The sequence below is a fragment of the Pseudomonas baltica genome, from assembly GCF_014235765.1.
Classification (GTDB): Bacteria; Pseudomonadota; Gammaproteobacteria; order Pseudomonadales; family Pseudomonadaceae; genus Aquipseudomonas; species Aquipseudomonas baltica.
Genome location: NZ_JACMYH010000001.1, coordinates 214304 through 233731, shown reverse-complemented (window position 1 = coordinate 233731; position 19428 = coordinate 214304). Strand labels below are relative to the sequence as shown.

Annotated in this window: 15 protein-coding genes; 3 read left to right on the top strand and 12 right to left on the bottom strand. The window is 62.0% G+C overall.

Features of this window, described 5'->3' with window-relative positions:
• Positions 1 to 9: 9 nt before the first annotated feature.
• The 9 genes from H7993_RS01205 to H7993_RS01165 form a co-directional block, all read right to left on the bottom strand.
• Entirely contained in the window at positions 10 to 1062 is a 1053-nt protein-coding gene (locus H7993_RS01205; protein ID WP_122799810.1) for an NADP(H)-dependent aldo-keto reductase, read from the bottom strand.
• Positions 1063 to 1095: 33 nt separating this feature from the next.
• Entirely contained in the window at positions 1096 to 2427 is a 1332-nt protein-coding gene (locus H7993_RS01200; protein ID WP_185793161.1) for an LLM class flavin-dependent oxidoreductase, read from the bottom strand.
• Between the two features lie 20 nt (positions 2428 to 2447).
• The gene (locus H7993_RS01195; RefSeq protein ID WP_185793160.1) at positions 2448 to 3734 is read right to left on the bottom strand and encodes an acyl-CoA dehydrogenase family protein; all 1287 of its coding nucleotides are present in this window, start codon (positions 3732 to 3734) and stop codon (positions 2448 to 2450) included.
• 49 nt (positions 3735 to 3783) lie between these two features.
• Positions 3784 to 4719: an ABC transporter permease gene (locus H7993_RS01190; protein ID WP_185793159.1), complete on the bottom strand. Its 936-nt coding sequence runs from the start codon at positions 4717 to 4719 to the stop codon at positions 3784 to 3786.
• A complete protein-coding gene (locus H7993_RS01185) occupies positions 4716 to 6434 on the bottom strand; it encodes an ABC transporter substrate-binding protein (protein ID WP_185793158.1) in 1719 nt (572 codons plus the stop codon). Before H7993_RS01185 ends, H7993_RS01190 begins: the two co-directional genes overlap by 4 nt.
• Positions 6435 to 6448: 14 nt before the next feature.
• Positions 6449 to 8596: a TonB-dependent receptor family protein gene (locus tag H7993_RS01180; RefSeq protein WP_240998762.1), complete on the bottom strand. Its 2148-nt coding sequence runs from the start codon at positions 8594 to 8596 to the stop codon at positions 6449 to 6451.
• Positions 8597 to 9025: 429 nt separating this feature from the next.
• Complete coding sequence (locus H7993_RS01175; protein ID WP_185793157.1) at positions 9026 to 11221, bottom strand: TonB-dependent receptor family protein; 2196 nt, start codon at positions 11219 to 11221, stop codon at positions 9026 to 9028.
• A 227-nt stretch (positions 11222 to 11448) separates the two neighbouring features.
• Entirely contained in the window at positions 11449 to 12090 is a 642-nt protein-coding gene (locus tag H7993_RS01170; protein ID WP_185793156.1) for a GNAT family N-acetyltransferase, read from the bottom strand.
• Positions 12091 to 12184: 94 nt separating this feature from the next.
• Positions 12185 to 14284, bottom strand: coding sequence for a TonB-dependent receptor family protein (locus H7993_RS01165; RefSeq protein WP_185793155.1), 2100 nt, complete (start codon positions 14282 to 14284; stop codon positions 12185 to 12187).
• Positions 14285 to 14569: 285 nt separating this feature from the next.
• On the opposite strand from H7993_RS01165, the gene H7993_RS01160 reads away from it, so the two are divergent.
• Together H7993_RS01160 and H7993_RS01155 are read left to right on the top strand one after the other, a co-directional pair.
• Positions 14570 to 14869 (top strand): type II toxin-antitoxin system HigB family toxin, encoded by a 300-nt coding sequence (locus H7993_RS01160; protein WP_185793154.1) that lies wholly within the window; start codon positions 14570 to 14572, stop codon positions 14867 to 14869.
• Positions 14869 to 15219 carry a helix-turn-helix domain-containing protein gene (locus H7993_RS01155; protein ID WP_185793153.1) on the top strand — a complete coding sequence of 117 codons (351 nt, stop codon included), beginning with the start codon at positions 14869 to 14871 and terminating at the stop codon, positions 15217 to 15219. Before H7993_RS01160 ends, H7993_RS01155 begins: the two co-directional genes overlap by 1 nt.
• A 116-nt stretch (positions 15220 to 15335) precedes the next feature.
• Here H7993_RS01155 and H7993_RS01150 read toward each other — a convergent pair whose 3' ends face one another.
• A complete protein-coding gene (locus H7993_RS01150) occupies positions 15336 to 16364 on the bottom strand; it encodes a hypothetical protein (RefSeq protein WP_122715619.1) in 1029 nt (342 codons plus the stop codon).
• A gap of 214 nt (positions 16365 to 16578) precedes the next feature.
• Here H7993_RS01150 and H7993_RS01145 point away from each other — a divergent pair, with 214 nt between their 5' ends.
• Positions 16579 to 17733, top strand: coding sequence for a MalY/PatB family protein (locus tag H7993_RS01145; protein ID WP_185793152.1), 1155 nt, complete (start codon positions 16579 to 16581; stop codon positions 17731 to 17733).
• Positions 17734 to 18262: 529 nt separating this feature from the next.
• Here H7993_RS01145 and H7993_RS01140 read toward each other — a convergent pair.
• Entirely contained in the window at positions 18263 to 18991 is a 729-nt protein-coding gene (locus H7993_RS01140; protein ID WP_425311986.1) for a DUF72 domain-containing protein, read from the bottom strand.
• An 11-nt stretch (positions 18992 to 19002) separates the two neighbouring features.
• On the bottom strand, positions 19003 to 19428 hold the full coding sequence (locus tag H7993_RS01135) for an HhH-GDP family DNA glycosylase (RefSeq protein WP_185793150.1): 426 nt from the start codon (positions 19426 to 19428) through the stop codon (positions 19003 to 19005).

Genomic DNA, 19428 nt, shown 5'->3' with positions numbered 1-19428 from the left:
AGGTACCGATCAAGGCGCCGGGTTGGGGGTCGCGCGATGGATCTCGGCGATCTTGTCCAGCAGGGTCGGGGTGAACTCGATGTCCAGCGCACTGAAGTTGTCCTGCAACTGCGCTTCGCTGGTCTGCCCGGTCAGCACGCTGCTGACGAACGGCTGCCGGGCGACGAAGCCCAGCGCCAATTGCGCAGGGGTGTAGCCATAGTCATTGGCCAACTGCACGTAGGCAGTGATGGCGCGGCTGGCCGACTCGCTGTCGTAGCGGTTGAAGGTGCGATACACCGACGTCAGCCGCGAGCCCTGTGGTCGCGCGCCGTTCAGGTATTTGCCGGTAAGCGTGCCGAACGCCAGCGGCGAATAGGCCAGCAGCCCTACCCCTTCGCGATGGCTGAACTCCGACAGCCCGCCTTCGTACAGCCGATTCAACAGGCTGTAGGGGTTCTGTACGCTGGCGATGCGCGGCAGGCCGCGCTGCTCGGCCTGCTGCAGAAAACGTGCAACGCCCCAAGGGGTCTCGTTGGAGACACCGATGTGACGGATCTTGCCGGCCTTGACCAGTTCACCGAGCACCTCCAGGGTTTCTTCGATGGCGACGCTGCCACTGTCGTCGACGTAAGGGTATTCACGCTGACCGAAGATGTTGGTGGTGCGATCGGGCCAGTGCAGTTGGTAGAGGTCCAGATAATCGGTCTGCAGGCGCTTGAGACTGCCGTCCAGTGCTGCGGTGATGTTGGCGCGGTCGTGGCGGGTCAGGCCGTCGCGGATATGCCCGCCGGTGCCCGGCTGGCGCGGTGGGCCGATGATCTTGCTGGCCAGCACGATGTCGGCACGGCGCCCGCTGCGCTGCAGCCAGGTGCCGATGAAGCGCTCGGTGCTGCCCCAGGTTTCGGCATGGGTCGGGGTGGGGTACATCTCTGCGGTGTCGATCAGATTGACGCCGTGCGCCAGGGCCAGATCCAGTTGCCGATGGGCGTCCTGCTCGCTGTTCTGATGCCCCCAGGTCATGGTGCCCAGGCCCAGCAGGCTGACGTTGAGATCGGTATTGCCAAGGGTGCGATATTTCATGGTTCGAATCGGTCCGGTGCGGGCATGAAAGGTTCAGGCGCTGCGTGCGTACTGGCTGGCCGGATACGGCAGGCCCAGATGATCGCGCAGGGTGTGGCCGGTGTACTCGTGGCGGAACACACCGCGCTGACGCAGCAGCGGCACCACCTCATCGACGAAGATTTCGACGCCGGACGGAAACATGTCCGGCATGATGTTGAAGCCGTCGGCAGCACCGGCCAGGAACCAGTGTTCGAGGGTGTCGGCGACCTGCTCCGGGGTGCCGACCAGCAAGCGGTGGCCGACCAGAATGCGCCGCGACAATTGGCGAATGCTCAGGTTTTCCCGGCGCGCCAGGTTCAGCTGGGCTTCGAGAAACCCGTGCGAGCCGCGCTCGAAGGATGCCACCGGGCCGATCCTGTCCCAGGGCAACGGCGCATCGGGGTCCAACTCGGCGACGCTCAACCCCACCCGCGCGGCCACCTGATACAGCAGCCCTTCTTCGCCGTAGAAATCGTTGAGGCGATCGAAACGTGCATGGGCTTCGGCCTCGGTGCTGCCGATCACCGTCGACAGCCCTGGCATGATCTTCAGGTGCGCCGGGTTGCGCCCCCATTGCCGGGCGCGGTGTTTCATCTCCTGATAGAAGCCCTGGCCGTCTTCCAGGGTGGTCTGGGTGGTGAAGATCGCATCGGCATAACGCGAGCCCAGCGCCTTGCCACCTTCGGACGAGCCGGCCTGCACCAACACCGTCCGGCCCTGGGGCGAGCGCGGCAGGTTGAGCGGACCCTTGACCGAAAAGTGTTTGCCGACGAAATCGGGCGTGTGCACCTTGGCCGGATCGGCGAAACGGCCGCTGACGGCATCGCCGATGATGGCGTCGTCCTCCCAGCTGTCCCACAGCTTGAGGGTGATGTCGATGAACTCGTCGGCGCGTGCATAGCGGTCCACGTGCAGCGGCGCACCGGCCAGGCCAAAGTTCTGCGCGGCGGCATCGCCAGCGTTGGTCACCACGTTCCACGCCGCTCGGCCGCCGCTGATATGGTCCAGCGAAGAGAAACGCCGGGCCAGGTTGAACGGGTCGTTATAGGTGGTCGATGCCGTGGCAATCACGCCGATGCGTTGCGTAGCCAGGGCCACGGCCGTCAGCAGCACCGTGGGCTCGAGGCGCCCGGCCGGGTGCTGCGCCACGTCGCCGCCCAATGCCGGACCGTCGGCGAGGAAGATCGCGTCCAGCGTGCCACGCTCGGAGATGCGCGCGATGTTGCAGTAGTACTCGGCATCCAGGTAGGCATTGGCCGGCACCTCGCCCATTCGCCAGGCGGCGGAGTGCGAGCCGAAGCCGAGGATGTTCATGCCGATGCTCATTTGCGGTTTGGGGCTCATGGCGGTTCCTTGAAGGCGGTTCAGACGGCGCTGGCTTCATCGTGCAGAGCAGCGACCGGTTCGGATCGGGCGGCGGCGTGCTCGGCCTGCGAGGCGCGCCAGGCGGCATTCGGGCTGATGCCGTTGAGGTAGTAGTTGCCCAGCGCCCGTTCGCGGTAGATCGCCGGGTTGTGCGAGGCCAGCGTGCGCGCGTTGCGCCAGTGCCGGTCCAGGCGCCGCGACTGGCTGGTGGCCGATGCACCGCCCACCTCGAACAACAACGTGGTGGCTTCCAGTACCTGCTCCAGAACGATCTGCTGAGCCTGAAAGGCGCGCACCTCGGCCTCGGTGTAGTGGGCTTCACTGGCCTGCCCGGCGCGTTCGGCTTCGTGGACGTTCTGCAGCACCTGCGCCACCGCCAGTACCTGGGTCTGCGCGGCATAGGCCAGGCTCGACAGGCGGCCGACGACACGCTGCACCAGTGGATCGTCCTTGGGACTGGACTGGCCCGGCACACCGAAGGCACGGGTCCGGCCCTGGACGAACTCGCTGGCGTCGCGCAGCACCGCACGGGCAATGCCGGCCAATGTCGCCAGGTGAAACAGCTGATAGAAGGCAGAAATATAGGACTCGGGACGCTGCTCGCCGGCCGCATAGCGACGCAACACGTACTCGGACGGCACCGGGACATTGTCGAAACGCGTGGTGCCGCTGCCCGACAGGCGCTGGCCGAAACCGTCCCAATCGTCGTCGCGGCTCACGCCTGGCGCGGTGGTGGGCACCGAGACGCTGACGAAGTCTTCACCGGTCAGCGCCGACACGGCGATCCAGTCGGCGTACAGGGCGCCGGTGCAGTAGAACTTCTTGCCGTCCAGGCGCCAGCTCTGCTCACTGTCGGCCGTCAGGGTCACGCTCTGTTTGCTGGTGTCGGTGCGCTCGGCCATGGCCGCGCCCCACAGGTCACCGGCCACCACCTTGGCCAGCCAGTACGCCTGGGACTCCGCTTCATCGCGGGACAGGCGGCCTTCGACGAAGCCGAAATGCGCGCGCAGGATATGCGGCAGGTTGGAGTCCGCCTCGGCCAGCTCGATCAATAGCTCGAACAACTGCGGCAGGGTGGCGCCCGCGCCGCCCTGCTCGCTTGGCACACGCAAGGCACCAAAACCGGCCTCGCGCAGCCAGCTCACCGCTTCGAAGGCCAGTTCGCGCTGCTGTTCGCGGGCCAGTGCAGTCTCCTCTATGCGCGTGAAGATTGGCGCAAAGGGGGCCCGCAGGCGGGCATAGTCGGGGGCCAGCGGGAAACCGCCGGTACGCTGTTCAACACTCATGGTCTTTTCCTTGCGTCATCGGGCCGCCTGGCAGCCGTGAAAATTCGGGTCATGCGGACTTCACTCGCGGGTCGATCCAGTGGTTCACCAGGTCCACCACCAGGTTCACCGCCACATAGATCGCCGCTGCCAACAGGGTGATGCCCAGCACCATGGGCACGTCCTTGGCATTGGCCGCATCGAGCATCAGCCGGCCGATGCCTTGGCGGGAGAACAGCAGCTCCACCACCACCGCCCCGCCGAGCAGGCTGGCGAAGACGAAACCGGCCAGGGTCACCAGCGGCACCAGGGCATGGCGCAGTGCGTGGCGCAGGCGCACACCGGTCTCGGACATGCCGCGGGCGCGGGCCATGGCAATGAAAGGCTGGTCGAGAATGTCTTCCAGCTCCTGGCGCAACACCTGGGTCAGTACGGCGGCAATCGGCAGGGCCAGCGCCAGGGTCGGCAGGATCAACGACTGCCAGCTACCCGACCCCGAAGGTGGCAGCACGTGCCAGTGAAAGGCGAACACCAGCAGCAGGAGAATGCCGATGACGAACGAGGGCGCCGACGACAACACCAGCTCAGATCCCGATACCAGCGAGCGCACCCATGGGCTGCGCTTGGCCGTGGTGATCGCACTGATGACCGACAGGATCACGGCTACCAGCGCCGCGCAGATCGACAGCTGCACGGTGGCGCCGATCTGTGCGCCGATAGCCCGGGTGACCGGAATGCGCAGACGGTAGGACTCGCCCAGATCGCCTTGAGCCAAGCGAGCGATATAGTGGCCGTACTGCACGATCAGCGGCTGATCGAGGCCGTATTCGGCGCGTACCCGCACGATCATCTCTGGGGTCGGCATGGATTCCGGACCGCCGAGAATGGCCAGTGCAGGGTCACCGGCACTCAGGTTGATGGCCAGAAAAGTCAGGGTCGCGGCTCCCCAGAGCACGCCGACACCAGCCAGCAGGCGCCAGAGCACCTTGCGCAGAGCAGTGTTCATTTCGCCTCCGTTTGCAGCCACAGGCTGGGCAGAAAGACCGTGTTGTGCGAGGTGTCGAAAATCACCCCGGCAAGGCGGTTCGAGTAGGCGACCAGCACATGGCTCTCGAACGAAGGCACCACCGGCACCTGTTCGGCCATGCGCTGCTGGGCCTTGCTGTACAGCCGTTCGAGACGAGCCGTGTCATGACTGCGTCGGGCTGCGGCCAACAGTCGATCCAGTTCGGCATCGCGAAAACGCCCGCCGTTCTGGCCGATGCGTTTTTCCGAAGTGATGGAATCGCTGTGGTACAGGATGTACAGACCGTCCGGGGTGTTGGTGTGCCAGTAACCACCGCCCATGACCTGGAAGTTGCCGGCATAACGGCGGTCGGTAACCTGGGCCAGCGGCAGCAGTTCGATGCGCAACTCGAAACCGAGCTTCTTCAGGTCCGCCTGAATCGCCACCGCAACACTGCTGGAGAAGCTCGCGCTTTCGGTTGCCAGCAGAGTCGCGCCCAGCCGCTCACCGTTGCGGGTGCGATAGCCCTGCTCGTCGCGCGCGGTCCAGCCGGCGTCGTCGAGCGAGGCGTTGGCGGCCTTGACGTCGTAGGCCAGCACATCCTTGTACGTGGGGTCGTAGTAGCGCGTGTTGGCGGCGAGAAAATCCGCCTTCACCCGGTATTCGCCGAACCCGATGATCCAGGCCAGGCCCTCGCGGTCGATGCCCTTGGCTACCGCGCGACGTACCCGCACGTCATCGAACGGCGCCTTTTCGACGTTGAACGTCAGGCTGCGAAACGGGTTGCCCTTGCGAATTCGGCTGCGCAGGGTCAGGTCGGTGGAGGCGCGAATGGCCTTGGCGTTCTGCGGCGGCGCATCCAGCGTCAGGTCCGACTGCCCAGCCTGGAGTGAGGTGAAGCGGATCATCGCCTCGGGCACGAAGCTGAGCTCGATGCGATCCAGGTAGGCCTCGCCTCGATGGCGAGTCACCGGTGGCGACCAGTCGTAGCCGGGGCGACGGGTGAACACCGCACCCTGGTCGCGGGTATAGCTTTGCAGCACGAACGGCCCGGAGCCTACGGGGTGCTCGGCGATCGACTTGGGTGCTTCGAGGATCTGCTTGGGCGAAATCATCCCCAGCCAGGACTGCGCGAGCACGTCGAGAAACGGCGAATAGGGTTCGCGCAAAGTCGCCTGGAAGGTGTACTCGTCGATCACTCGACCCTGGTCATACGGTGCGATATAGGCTGCCGCCAAGGGCGACTTGGTCGCGGGATCGCGCATGTGTTCCAGGTTGATCTTCACCGCCTGGGCATTGAATTTCTCCCCGTCGCTGAAGGTCACGCCCTCGCGCAGGTGAAAGGTGTAGGTCCTGCCGTCTTCGGACACTTCCCAGGACTTTGCCAGCCAGGGCGAGACCCTGCCCTCCTCGTCCTGGTAAACCAGGCAGTCGTACAACACTCGCCCCAACCACTGCACGTTGCCATGGGAAATCGAATGGACGTCGAAGGTGCCGGTGTCGGCGGCCGTGGTCACGCGCAGCGTCCCGCCGCGCTTGCCGGGTTCCTCTTCGTGGTAGTCGGAAGCGGGGTAGCTGATCAGATCGCCATTGACGATACCGTCGGTGCTCGGTGCCTGCGCCACCGGCGTGGCTGGCGCATCGGTAGCGGGCGAGCAGGCCGAGAGCGTGAACAGCACGCCGATCAAGGCGCAGCCGAAGAAGGTCGAGGTCATGGGTCGGGCAGCCATCAGAAGTTGTAGGTCACGCCGGTGAACGCACCGAAGCCGTCCCCCGGATACAGCGCTGCGGTGTCCTGCCCCTGAGCGTTGTAGCCCGGTACGATGGCGGTCACGTAATCCTTGTCGCCGAGGTTTTTCAGGTCCACGTAGGCCTGCCACTTCTTGCTCGGCGCGTCGTATCCCAGGCGTGCGCCGAAGATCGTGTACGACGGTGCGTTGAACGTGTTGGCGTAGTCCACCGCCGTACTCGACGCGGAGCGAACGTTGACGCCGGCGTAGAAACCATTGGCGTACTGGTATTGCAGTTCGGCCTGGTAGATATGCTTGGGCAGGCCCGGTAACTCGTTCTTGCTGAAGGCAGGGTCGTGGCGGTAGTAAAAGTCGTTGAGGGTGTAGGCCTGGCGCCAGCTGAGTACATCACCGTTGCTGCCCTGCCAGAGCTTGGTGGTCAGGCCCGCTTCGATACCTTGGTGGATGGTCGGGGTGGCATTGGATGTCGAGACAATCGCCGCGCTGGTGCCGGTGGCGGCGGCAATCTGGGTGGTCAGCAACTCGTTCTTGACCCAGGAGCGGTACAGCACCAGGCTGCCGTCGAAACGCTCGGACTGGCCGCGGACACCGAATTCCACGGTGTTCGCGGTTTGTGGTACCAGCGGCTTGATGTAGTTGTTGGTCACCCCGGAGTTGGAGATCGACCACGAACTGGGCGGATCGACGGAGCGGCTGACGTTGCCGAACACTTGCAAGTTTGGGGTCAGTTCAAAACGCAGTCCCGCACGCGGTGCCAGGGACCAGTCGTCGTAGTCGTAGCGCGTGGGAAAGCCGCTGGTGTTGGGCCGATCGCTGAAAGACACGTCGATGTCGCGCTTGATCTGGATCGCCGAGACGCCGGTGGTCAGGTACAACCGATCGGTCAGGCCCAGGTCGTTGCCGACGGTGAACACATGGTCGAAGGAGCCGTCGTACTTGACGTTTTTCTGCAGGAGCCCAAGGTCCTTGTCGCCGCGATAGGTCTTGGCGCCTGCGTTCAAGTGCTCGGTGCTGGTGAAGCCCAGGGTGGTAGTGCTGTCGAGGCCGAACAGTTGGTCGTAGCGGGTGTATTTGAGCGATGCGTTGATGTCGCTCCAGTCCCAGTAGTTGGGGTTGACCGTGCTGCGACGGTTCAAGATCTGCGGATAGTCGTGGTACCCAACGCCGAATTCCAGGGTGGCGTCGTCGTCGAAGGTGTAGGTGGTCTTGCTGGCTACCCAGGTTGAGCCGCGTTTGGTCGAGTCGCCGCGGCTGGCGCGCGTGGCCGCGTTGGTCTGGGTGCTGTCGTGCTTGAGCTGGGCGCGCGTCAGCGCACCGGCGTTCTCGTGAAATTCCTCGCGGTAGCGCACGATCAGACGCGTCTGAAGTTTCGGATTGAACCGGTAGCCGAAGTTACCCACGACTCCCTTGGACTTGCTGAAGGTGTAATCCTGATAACCATCGCGTCGAGCGTTGTCGACGCTGACGAAATAGTCTGCATCACCGACCACACCGCCGGTGCGAAGGGTCTGTTTCTGCCAACCGAAACTGCCACCTTCCAGTTTGATCTGGCTGCCCGGCGCGCTGTAGCCGGTATGGGTGATGAAATTGATGCCGCCACCCAGAGACAAGGCGCCGTACTCGAAGGCATTGGCGCCACGCAGGATCTCGGTGTACTGCAAGCCCTGCCCGTCCAGCAGCTCGTACGGCGTACCGCCGGCGCCGGTCAACGCCAATCCGTCGAAGAGAAACTTGGTGCCCTCGCGAAAGTAACCCGGAGACGCGTTGGCGCCGGAGCCGCGGATGGAAATCTTGACCGCGTCGTTGCCACCGGCCGACTGCGCGTACACCCCTGGCTGGTAAGCCAGGGTGTCTTCGAGGCTGGCGGAGCGCCCTTTGTCGACCTCGGCCTGTTCGACCAGGCTGGTGCCCCCGGGTACTTCCTTGAGCTGCGCACGGGATTGCTCGACCGGTGTCGCCTTGGCGGCCTGCACAGTGACCGTTTGCAAGCGTTGCTCTGGTGTATCGGCGAAGGCAGGAGCGACAGTGAACAACAGGCAGGCACTCAGGCCTGAAGCGAATTCGGTATAGCGATAGGCGGTACTGCGCCGACTGTTCAACGACGGCGTATAGGCATGTAACTTCAAATGTGTTGCTCCCACCCAATGAATATAAGGCGAGCTTCTATTGGTATAGTCGGACTCGAGTGATGAGGTCTGCGACGTCATCGATAACGTTGTAGATTGCAGTGTTCGTGCCAATCGCCAAGTGCCCTGAACAGGGAATTTCATTGATATCAGGTAGCGGCTGGATGTTTGAAATGGCCGCAACTGCTTAATGACTGCTGTTCCAGCAACACTTATCATCGTTATGGGAGCGGGCTCTGCCCGCGAAGAAGGTCCCGCAATACACCAGACACACCGCAGCGCCCTTTTCGCGGCCGATGACCGCTCCTACCGCGATAGGCAAATGACCCTGTAGGAGCGGTCCGTGGCCGCGAAGGGCGCGATTCGGTATGCCTGACACACCGCAGCGCCCTTTTCGCGGCCGATGACCGCTCCTATGCAGGCATCGAATCACCGGAAACTGTACTGCACCCCTGCATACGCGCCGAACCCATCCCCTGGGATGATTGCCCGCACATCATTGCCGCCGGCATTGAACGCCGGACTGATGGACGCGGCGTACTTCTCGTCCGTCAGGTTGCGCAGGTCCAGATAGACATTCCAATCCTTCTTCGGCGAGTCCCATCCCAGGATCGCGCCCCACAGATTGTAGGAGCCGGCATCCTTGGTATTGGCAAAGTCCATCGGTGTCTTGGAAGCGTAGTAGGTGTTCACCCCCACATACACGCCATTGCTGAAGTCATAACGCAGCTCAGCCTGATAGTTGTGCTTGGGAATACCCGGCAACCGATTGCTGCCGAACTGCTCGTCGTCACGGTAGAAGAAGTCGCTGTAGGTGTAGGACTGACGCAGGTGCAACGCATCGCCGTCGTTCTGGTACAGCAGAGAATCCAGACCCAGCTCCACACCCTGATGAATGGTCTTGCTGGCGTTGTATTCGGAGGTCAATGCATCGGCGCTGGAAGTCGCCTCCCTGATGATCACCGAGAGCAGTTCGTCCTGCACATGGGAGCGATAGAACGTCAGGTCCCAAGTGTTGTTGCCCAACTGCCCACGGGTACCGAACTCCAACGTATCGGCGATCTGCGGTTCGAGCTTCTGCCCACCGGAATTGAGCCCGGTGGCCGGCCCGGACGTGAACACCTGCGCACCGGACACGTAGGCCCACGATTGCTGCGCCTCAACCGTGCGACTGAGGTTACCGAACAGCTGCCAGCTGGGGTTGATCTGGTAACGCACCCCCAGCCTGGGCGCAAACTCCCAGTCGTTCTTTTCGATGGGGTTGTTGGGGTTGTCCGCCTCGCCACCCACCGGATACGACACCTTGGCCTTGCGCTGGAACTCCACGGCGGAAAGTCCTGCACTCAACCACAGTGTGTTGTCGATCCATTCGGTTTCATTGCTGGCGCTCAACACGGTATCGGAGCCTTCGTATTCGGCCTTGCGCACCAACGCGCCGGACGGCAGGTTGGCGGTGATACCGGAAGGAATCCGCACCTTGGTCTTGGCATAGGCATTCAAATGCTCGGTACGCAGCACGTTGAATCGGGTGATGCTGTTCTTGCCGAACAAAGTGTCCAGACGGTCGTATTTCAAACTGGCGGAGTAATCGCTGAAGCCCCAGGCCGTGCGATTGACACCCTGTCGCGCGTCGATTGGATAGTCGTGGTAGACCAATCCTACTTCCAGGTTGGAATCGTCATCGAAGGTGTACTGGGTCTTGCTCGCGACCCAGGTCGAGCCCGGCTGTTTGCGATGGGCGCGCACGTTCACGCTGGCCGGGTTGGCCTGCTCGGGATCGTCCTTGAGTTGCGCGCGGGTGATATAACCCGGCGTCTCGTTGTCGGTGGTTCGGTAGCGATAGTACAGACGGGATTTCAACTGCGGCGAAAACTGGTAGCCGACGTTGCCGACAAACCCGGCGCTCTTGCCTTGGGTCTGATCCTGAAAGCCGTCCGACGCCGAGTCGGTGAGGCTGACGTAATAGTCGAGCGGCCCCAGCACTTGCCCTGAACTGATCTGACGTTTTTGATAACCGTAACTACCGGCCTCGTAGCGCACTTGCAAGGGCGCGGAATTGTAGCCGGTCTTGGTCACGTAGTTGATTGCACCCCCCAGATACAACGAGCCGATATCGAAAGCATTGCCGCCGCGCCGCACTTCGGTATGACTCAGACCCAGCGGTTCGAACAGTTCGTAGGGGGTACCGCCGGGCCCGGACACCGGCAGGCCGTCGAACAGGTAAAAGATGCCGGCGCGGAAATAACCCACGCCCTTGTTGATACCCGACCCACGAATGGAAATCCGTGTGCCGTCGTTGCTGCCGCCGCCCTGGGTGGCGATTACACCGGGCTGCAGCGCGAAGATATCGGTACTGGTCGACACGCGCCCCTTTTCAACGGTCGCGGAATCGACATAGTTGACCCCGCCTGCCACTTCCTTCAAAGCCGTTTCGGCGCGTTGGTTCTCGTCCAGTCTGGCACCCTGAACAACTACGGTACTCAGTTGACTGGTCGGCTTCTGCTCGGCCGATTCGCTGACTGGTGCGGCATGCAGTTGGCCGATAAACAGCAATGTCGCCCCAGCGCCCAGCGCCGACGGCAAGCGACTGCGTGCCGTGGTTGTTGCAATGACTTCCCCGTTCATTCCCTGCTCCTGCTTGACTCATATAACACCGCCCTGAAAAAAGCCGGTGCTTATTTATTGGCAACAGGGTGATAGCAGAGAGCGTGCCAGCTATTGAGCAGTTGAAACGCGTTAAAACCGTACATTAGAGCGGCCAAGTGGCTGCCAGCACACACTTGCTGATGGACGACTGCCCAGATACGAACACTTGGACAGTATTAACGTTTGTCATTTGGCATTGACGATATTTACCTGCACGAGCAGTCATCGGCGGCGCAGGAAGACTCTCTTAACCAATCAGCGGCGCCACGCTTGAACACCAGCGTGTCACACACCCCGAAGACATCAGATCGACGATCACCGATCAAGGTACGAACCAGGCGAAACCCGACCGACTCCGCGAGCCGGCGGCTAGCGGCGTTGGCAGAAGACGTAGTCAGGTACAAACGTGTTCCAGGCAACTGGGCAATCAGTGCCGTCAATGCCTCGCGCATCAAACCCCGGCCCTGAAATGATCGGTTCGCCCAATAGCCTATTTCGTGGGAGCCATCGGCCTTGGGGGTGAAGCCGATACACCCCACCAGTTGCTGCGGGTGCTCGCGAGTCAGCAGGAAGAACTTTTTCTCCGCATCGTGGCGGACGAAATCGCTCTGCGCTCGCTGCAGGGTGTCCAGCGTATCGGTCAGCTCCCAGCGTGGCCGGCTCCAAACCAGAAACAGACGATGGGTTTCGTAACTCGCGTTCAAGGCATCCGCCAAGAGCTGTGCCAGGGCAACATTCGGGGCGACTATTTCAAGATGTGGCGTCAGCAGCGGTGTCTGCACATCCATGAACTGAACCTTGCCCTGCCCGCTTTGTAGTTCAAACGCTTTGAATTCCGTTTCCTGCATGTGATCGCCTCGTCCTGGATCGGTCCGCGTAACGTCCGTGTGAGTGGTGCACCAAAGCCATTCGGCGCCCGATGCGCCATGCAGAATCGGTCAATCAAAACCGAAACGCAACGCCAGTGGTGACATTGAACGCATCGCCCGGATAGAAGTTGGCGGAATCCTGCCCGCGGGCGTCGTAGGTGGTGTTGGCTGCGGTGGCGTAGCGTTCGTCGGTCAGGTTGCGCATGTCCAGGAACACGTCCCAGCGTCTGCTCGGGGCTTCGAAGCCTATGCGGGCGCCGAGAATGGTGTAGGACGGTGCGCTGAAACTGTTGGCGTAGTCGACGAAATAGCTAGAGGCCGAACGCAGGTTGAGCTGGGCGTAAAAGCCTCCGGCCTGCTGGTACTGAAGCTCGGCCTGGTACACGTGGCGTGGCAGGCTGGGCAGTTCGTTGCCGCCGAAGGTGTTGTCGTGGCGATAGTAGAAATCGTTGAAGGTGTAGGCTTGGCGCAGGTTCAGGGTGTCGCCGTTGTCGCCTTCCCACAGCAGTGCATTCAAGCCCGCCTCGACGCCTTGGTGAATGGTCGGGCTGGCGTTGGACGAAGCCACCAGTTGGTCTTGACTGGCGGAGGCCTGACGCACCACCACGGACAGAATCTCGTCATCGATCCACGAGCGATAGAAGGTCAGGCTGCCATCGAAAATCCCGGCACTGGCACGTACGCCCAGCTCGGCCGTGGTGGCCTTCTGTGGTTTGACGTCGCGTATGAACGGCGAGCCGGTGCTGCCCAGCTGCCAGGTCACGGGCGGGTCGATGGAGCGGCTGACGTTGCCGAACAGCTGGATGTCTGGAGTCAGTTCGTAACGAAGGCCCAGCCGCGGAGCGGTGTCCCATTCGGAGTAGTTCACGCCATCGGGAAACTCGCTGGTGTTCACCCCGGTGGTGTATTCGATCTCGGCCTTGCGCTTGATGTTGATGAAAGAAAGCCCCGTGGACAGCCAGGTTCTGTCGTTGAGCTGCAACTCGTTGCCCAGCGCCAGCACGCTGTCGCGCGAGCCGGTGTACTTTGTGTACTGCAACAGTTGCCCGGTACTGCGGCTGTGGGATTTGACATCGCCCAGGTAGGCCAGGGTATTGCTGAAGGTGATGCTGCTGTCGCTGGGCAGGCCGAACAGCTCATCATGGGCGCGGCGATAGCGCAGCACCACGCTGGTGTCCTTCGAGCGCCAGTCCTGCGGCGAGACCGAATACCGCCAGCCGTTGAGCAACGGGTAGTCGTTGTAACCCAGGCCCACTTCCAGGGTCGAGTCGTCGTCGAACCTGTAGGTGGTGTTGCTGCCCAGCAAGGTGGTGCCATCCTTCTTGCGACCAGTGGGGACGTCGTTGCTGCGCGGATCGTGCTTGAGCTGGGCTCGAGTCAGGGTGTTGCCGTTGGTGAGCTGTTCTTCGCGGTAGCGCAGGAAGAAACGCGTTTCCAGTTTGGGGCTGAACACATGGCCGAAGTTGGCAATCAGGTCGCGGCCCTTGTTGGCCGTGTTGTCCTGATAGCCGTCGCGTTCGTTGTGCAGCACGCTGACGTAGTAGTCGCTGTCGCCGACCACGCCACCGGTACTCAGTTGCTGCTTGCGGTAGCCGAAACTGCCGACTTCGAACCGTGCGTAGTTGCCTGGGGACGTGCGTCCGGTACGGCTGACGAAGTTGATCGCGCCACCCAGCGACAGCGCCGTGTGCTTGAAGGCGTTGGCGCCGTACAGCACTTCGGTGTGATCGACTGCGGCCATGTTCAGCAGGTCTTCCTGAGTGCCGCCCGGCCCGGTGATCGGCAGTCCGTCGTAGAGGAATTTGATGCCCAGGGCATAGCCCTGATAGAAGGTATTCAAACCCGAACCGCGAATCGAAATCTTGTTGGCACCGGTGCCGCTGGTGGCCTGCGCGAACACCCCCGGTTGTAGCGCAAGTACGTCTTCGGCATTGGAGGCACGGCCTTTCTCGACTTCTTTCATGTCGACGACCGCGGTGGTACCGGGGGTCTTGTCCAGTTCGACCTTGGCCTTTTGCGCTTCGCTGCGCGCCGCGCCCGTCACCATCACCGTGGACAGCTGGGTATCCTCCGCGTGGGCCAGACCCAAACTGGTGGCGGTGAACAATGTCACGCTGCTCGATACAAAAGCGCGATATGAACCACTGGGCTTGCGGCCCGATGTTGAACCCATGAATGAAGCTCCTGAACGCTACGAAAAGAGAAGGAGCCTCTATTCGTATAGTCGCGCTCGCAGGGGGCTTCAGCAGCTATCGTGCCAAAGGTAAAACCCCATAGGCTGGGCTCGCGATAGCAGCGCAGCGATCGTTATCGTGCAACCTGTCCTTCTGCTGTTGGCTCAGCGACAGTACCGGCGGTGCAAAGGGATCGGTCGGGACACATGCGGCACCAGAACAACACTTGACCCTCATGCAATTGATCCAGAAAATCCTCCCAAAAAGGGAGATCCGCATTTATCATGAGAGTCATTGCCAAGCGAACATTGCGGGAATTCTGGGAGCGGAGCGGACACGGTGACGCGCAACGGCCGTTGATCGAGTGGCACAATCTCATGATCAACGCCAACTGGCTTACCCCTCAGGCGCTAAAAGCTGAGATCGGCACAGCGAGCATCATCAAAGCAGGCAGGGTCGTTTTCAACATAGCAGGCAACAAATATCGCCTGGTCGTAGCGATCGACTACAACCACCAGATTGCATGGTTGAAGTTCGTTGGCACTCATGCCCAGTATGACCAGATCGACGTGGAGACCATCTGATGAATCTCAAACCCATCCGTAGCGAGACAGACCTTCAGAAGGCATTTGTTCGCATGGAGGAGCTGTGGGGTGCGCAGCCCGGTACTGCTAGTGCCGACGAATTGGAAGTCCTCGCGATACTTATCGAGAAATACGAGGACCAGCATTACCCTATCGGCCCGTCCAATCCTATCGAAGCGATAAAATTTCGAATGGACCAGCAAGGCCTGAGTATGCGCGATCTGGAGCCCTTCATCGGCTCGAGTGGGCGTGTGTCTGAGGTATTGAATGCCAAACGCTCCTTGAGTCTTGCGATGATCAAGCGCCTGCATGTCGGGATGAACATTCCCTACGAAAGCCTACTGGGCTAGCCTTTCTTCAGTCGAATGTTACTGGCTTCGAATCGCATATTCGTAGCCCAAGAAAAAGCCCGCGATGACCAGGTCAGCGCGGGCTTTTCTATAACCGTGGTATTGCGGGCGGTTGATTAGACCGCAGCAACAACCTTGGCAGGTGGCTGAGTGCGACGACCCAGTACACCGGCACCGGCCGATACCAGACCCGAGATCACCAGGGTGATCAGCAGGATCCAGGCGCCTTGCGAAACACGCTTGGCAGCCACTTCGGCAGCTTCACGGGCTTTCTGCTCGGCCTGAGCCTTCAGCTCTTGATACTTGGCGTAAGCCTGACGATAGCTGGCCTGAGCCTGATCGACGATCTGGTTGGCTTCGGCGTCGGTCTTGTTGCCACGAGCCTTGATCAGGTTGACCAGTGCTTGACGGTCGGCAGCATCCCAAGCCTGGTCACCCTTGGCCTTGATGCGGTCCATCAGACCACCCAACTGGTTGTCGGCTTGCTGAGGATTCTCGGCGCTGCGCTGAGCAGTGTTCTGAGCATCCTGCTGAGTAGCCTGAGCTTCCTGCTTGACGTTGTCCGGGTTCAGTTCGGCTTTGCCGGTCTGACGCATGGCCAACTCGATTTCACCCTGGATATCGTCCAGGTTGAAGTCGATGCCCTGTGCGCGCAGTTGATCCTGGATCTTGTCGCCCAGCGCTGGAGCCACCTGGGCGATACCGCTGCCCAGCGCCGACATGCCGCTGCCGGCCAGGTTCAGGCCGCCACGGACGACACCGGTGACTGCACTGGACACCAGGTAGACGGTGATCAGCGAAACGCTTGCCCATACCAGCAGACCGTGGAACGCGCCTTCGCGCTGTGCCAGACGACCCGCAGCCCAACCACCTACGAACAGCGAAATGACGGCGCTGACGACCACCCAGATGCCGGCACCGGTGCCAATCCCGGACAGCGGATTGGCTTCCTGCATCGGATCGATGGTGGCCGTACCGATGGCCGTGCCCAGCAGGTTCAACAACAGCGAAACAACCATGGCCAGTACCACACCGGCCAGAATGGCACTCCACGAAATTCGCTTGAGCAACGGCGCGGTCGTGGCGTGGTCATGGTAGACCGGGGTGGTGTAGCCGTCTGGAGCGATACGGTCATCGCGGATCATGATGGTAGTCCTTGGGGTCAATGGCAGAGCGGGTACGAGCACCCGCTTACTGCAATGACCCAGGCGCAAGTGAAAAAGTTTGAAAAAAACCCTGAATATCTTTTTACGTACGAATGTGCCATATCGTCCGCCATCGGTAGCCTGTCACCTTTGCGCTGAGTAGTATGCCGCTACAAGCCCTTCAATTTTCACGTATTGCAGCCCCGAGCACATGATGAGCACAGACCTGGACACGCTGTTCGACCGCACCGGCACCAGCAGCACCAAATGGAGCCGCTACCCGGAAGACGTACTGCCCATGTGGGTGGCCGACATGGATTTTGCTGCGCCACCGGCAGTCATCGAACGACTGCAGGCGCGGCTGGCGCACCCTGTCCTGGGTTACAGCATGCCGTCCGAAGCGCTGCGTCAGGTGCTGGTCGATTACCTGCGCGATCACTATGACTGGCAGGTGCAGACGCAGGACATCGTGGTCCTGCCGGGCGTGGTGCCGGGGGTCAACATGGCCCTGCATGGTCTGGTGGCCGAAGGCGCCGGTGTGGTGGTGCATACGCCAAACTACCCGCCGCTGCGCGAAGCGGCCGGGCACTGGAAGATGCGCAGCATCGAAGTCCCGCTGACCGCCGATGCGCAAGGTGAATGGTCGTGCGACCCACACCGCCTGCAACAGTCGCTGGGCGACAGCGCAGCGTTCATTCTCAGCAATCCACACAATCCGCTGGGCAAGACTTATTCGCGCGACGAACTCCAGGCCATCGCCGACACCTGCGTAGCGCAGAATGTGTTGATCATCAGCGACGAGATCCATGCCGACCTGCAGTTCGACGGCCGCCGTCATGTCCCGATTGCCTCGCTGTCGCCTGAGGTCGCCGAGCGCACCATCACCCTCATGTCAGCCAGCAAGACCTACAACGTGGCTGGGTTGAAGACGGCCTTCGCAGTGATTCAGAATGCTGAGTTGCGCGCGCGCTTCGATGCTGCGCGGGTGGGCATGGTCGACAGCGTCAACCCGCTGGGCATGGAGGCTACCCACGCCGCGTATGCGCAGCCAGGCGAGTGGCTGCAGCAGTTGAAAATCTACCTGCAGGGTAACCGCGACTATCTGCTGGAAACGATTCGCGCGCGCCTGCCGGGCATCGTCGTCCATGCGCCGCAAAGTACCTACCTGGCTTGGCTGGACTGCTCGGCCTTGGGCCTGGACAATCCTCACCGCTTTTTCCTTCAACAGGCGCGCGTGGGGTTGAGCGCCGGCACGGATTTCGGCGAAGGCCTGGAACAGTTCGTGCGGCTCAATTTCGGCTGCCCGCGCTCACTGCTGACCGAAGGCCTCGCCCGCATCGAACGCAGCCTGCAAAACCGCCCCTTGTAGCAGCGGCGCAAGCCGCGTCCGGCCTCGACGCGTTCACCCAGACACACCGCAGGCACAGCCGACGCGGCTCGCACAGCAGCTACACGCACAGCAGCCGCATCCGCACCCGACGCACCCCCTGTAGCAGCGGCGCGAGCCGCGTCCGGCTTCAACCCATTCACCCAGACACACCGCAGGTACCGCCGACGCGGCTCGCGCCGCTGCTACACGCACAGCAGCCGCATCCGCACCCGACGCACCCCCTGTAGCAGCGGCGCGAGCCGCGTCCGGCCTCGACGCGTTCACCCAGACACACCGCAGGCACCGCCGACGCGGCTCGCGCTGCTGCTACACGCACAGCAGCCGCATCCGCACCCGACGCACCCCCTGTAGCAGCGGCGCAAGCCGCGTCCGGCTTCAACCCATTCACCCAGACACACCGCAGGTACCGCCGACGCGGCTCGCGCCGCTGCTACACGCACAGCAGCCGTATCCGCACCCAACGCACCCCCTGTAGCAGCGGCGCAAGCCGCGTCCGGCTTCAACCCATTCACCCAGGCACACCACAGCACCGCCGGGGCGGATACCGTATATCCAATGCATTGGCGAGCGCGGCGCCCGAGGCGGTGTTGTCGAACACACACCAGACCTCGGCGTCTGCGGCGGCCTCAGCCAGAATCACGCGCAAGCGTGAGAGATATTCGGCGTCGTACGCGTCGTGGTAGATGCGCGGCGAGCCATGCAGCCGCCAATATCGGAAGCCGCGCCAGCCACCGGGGGTGGGGTCGGTGGCGATGCGCGAAGGATCGACAGCCGCCTGCGCAATGCGCTGTGCCTGCAGCAGCGGCTCGGCCTCGACCCAGGAAGGGTGACGAGGCTCGACCACCACCGGCCCGACAAATCGCTCGCGCAGGCAACTGAAAAAGTCCTCGGCAACCTGAGCGTCGAACACCAGCGAAGGCGGCAACTGCACCAGCAGGCAACCGAGCTTGTCGCCAAGCTGTCCGCACTGCGCCTGGAATTCGTCCAAGGCCACAGCGCACTCTTCAAGCCGCTGAACATGAGTGATCTGTTTGGGTACCTTGACCGAGAAACTGAAATCATCGGGCACCGAAGCCGCCCATCGCGCATAGGTCTGCGGCCGATGCGGACGGTAGAACGAACTGTTGATCTCGACACAGTTCAACTTCGACGCGTAGCGCTGCAGATGGGTACCGTCAGCCGCGAAGCGCTCGGCATGTTCGCGTGACAGGCTCCAGCCGGCGCAGCCTACCCGTATGGAGTGACTGTTCAAAACAGCACCCCGCCCGCCTCGCGCATGAAAATCTCGACGGTTTTGGGCCCGACACCCTCGAACGCTTCCAGCTTGCGTTCGAAGTCACGGCGATCCGTGCTTGCCGCGCGCATCCCACCGATCGTACCGTCATACTCGGCTTGCAGTTTTTTCGCCAAGGCGCTCAAGCGCGTTGCGGTACTTTCGTCATAGCGCACGTAATGCGCCTCGCCCAGCATGGCCACCAATTCGCGGTGCGTGCAATTGCTCAGCTTGCGGGGCGTGTCGCGGTTATGTTTGTCGACCAGCACCCGATAGGCCTCCACGGCAATGTCCGCCTGGATCCGCTTGCCCATCAGAAAGCTGGCCAACAACCATTTGAACAGGCCGTGTTGCTCGTTGATGTCGATACCCAGTTCATGGGCGGTAGCGTGCTTGCTCAT

What these genes read in the sequence shown, in the direction of transcription:
- H7993_RS01205 (WP_122799810.1), bottom strand. Translation starts at nt 1,062, where the DNA reads ATGAAATATCGCACCCTTGGCAATACCGATCTCAACGTCAGCCTGCTG.
- H7993_RS01200 (WP_185793161.1), bottom strand. Translation starts at nt 2,427, where the DNA reads ATGAGCCCCAAACCGCAAATGAGCATCGGCATGAACATCCTCGGCTTC.
- H7993_RS01195 (WP_185793160.1), bottom strand. Translation starts at nt 3,734, where the DNA reads ATGAGTGTTGAACAGCGTACCGGCGGTTTCCCGCTGGCCCCCGACTAT.
- H7993_RS01190 (WP_185793159.1), bottom strand. Translation starts at nt 4,719, where the DNA reads ATGAACACTGCTCTGCGCAAGGTGCTCTGGCGCCTGCTGGCTGGTGTC.
- H7993_RS01185 (WP_185793158.1), bottom strand. Translation starts at nt 6,434, where the DNA reads ATGACCTCGACCTTCTTCGGCTGCGCCTTGATCGGCGTGCTGTTCACG.
- H7993_RS01175 (WP_185793157.1), bottom strand. Translation starts at nt 11,221, where the DNA reads ATGAACGGGGAAGTCATTGCAACAACCACGGCACGCAGTCGCTTGCCG.
- H7993_RS01170 (WP_185793156.1), bottom strand. Translation starts at nt 12,090, where the DNA reads ATGCAGGAAACGGAATTCAAAGCGTTTGAACTACAAAGCGGGCAGGGC.
- H7993_RS01165 (WP_185793155.1), bottom strand. Translation starts at nt 14,284, where the DNA reads ATGGGTTCAACATCGGGCCGCAAGCCCAGTGGTTCATATCGCGCTTTT.
- H7993_RS01160 (WP_185793154.1), top strand. Translation starts at nt 14,570, where the DNA reads ATGAGAGTCATTGCCAAGCGAACATTGCGGGAATTCTGGGAGCGGAGC.
- H7993_RS01155 (WP_185793153.1), top strand. Translation starts at nt 14,869, where the DNA reads ATGAATCTCAAACCCATCCGTAGCGAGACAGACCTTCAGAAGGCATTT.
- H7993_RS01150 (WP_122715619.1), bottom strand. Translation starts at nt 16,364, where the DNA reads ATGATCCGCGATGACCGTATCGCTCCAGACGGCTACACCACCCCGGTC.
- H7993_RS01145 (WP_185793152.1), top strand. Translation starts at nt 16,579, where the DNA reads ATGAGCACAGACCTGGACACGCTGTTCGACCGCACCGGCACCAGCAGC.
- H7993_RS01135 (WP_185793150.1), bottom strand. Translation starts at nt 19,428, where the DNA reads ATGAGCAAGCACGCTACCGCCCATGAACTGGGTATCGACATCAACGAG.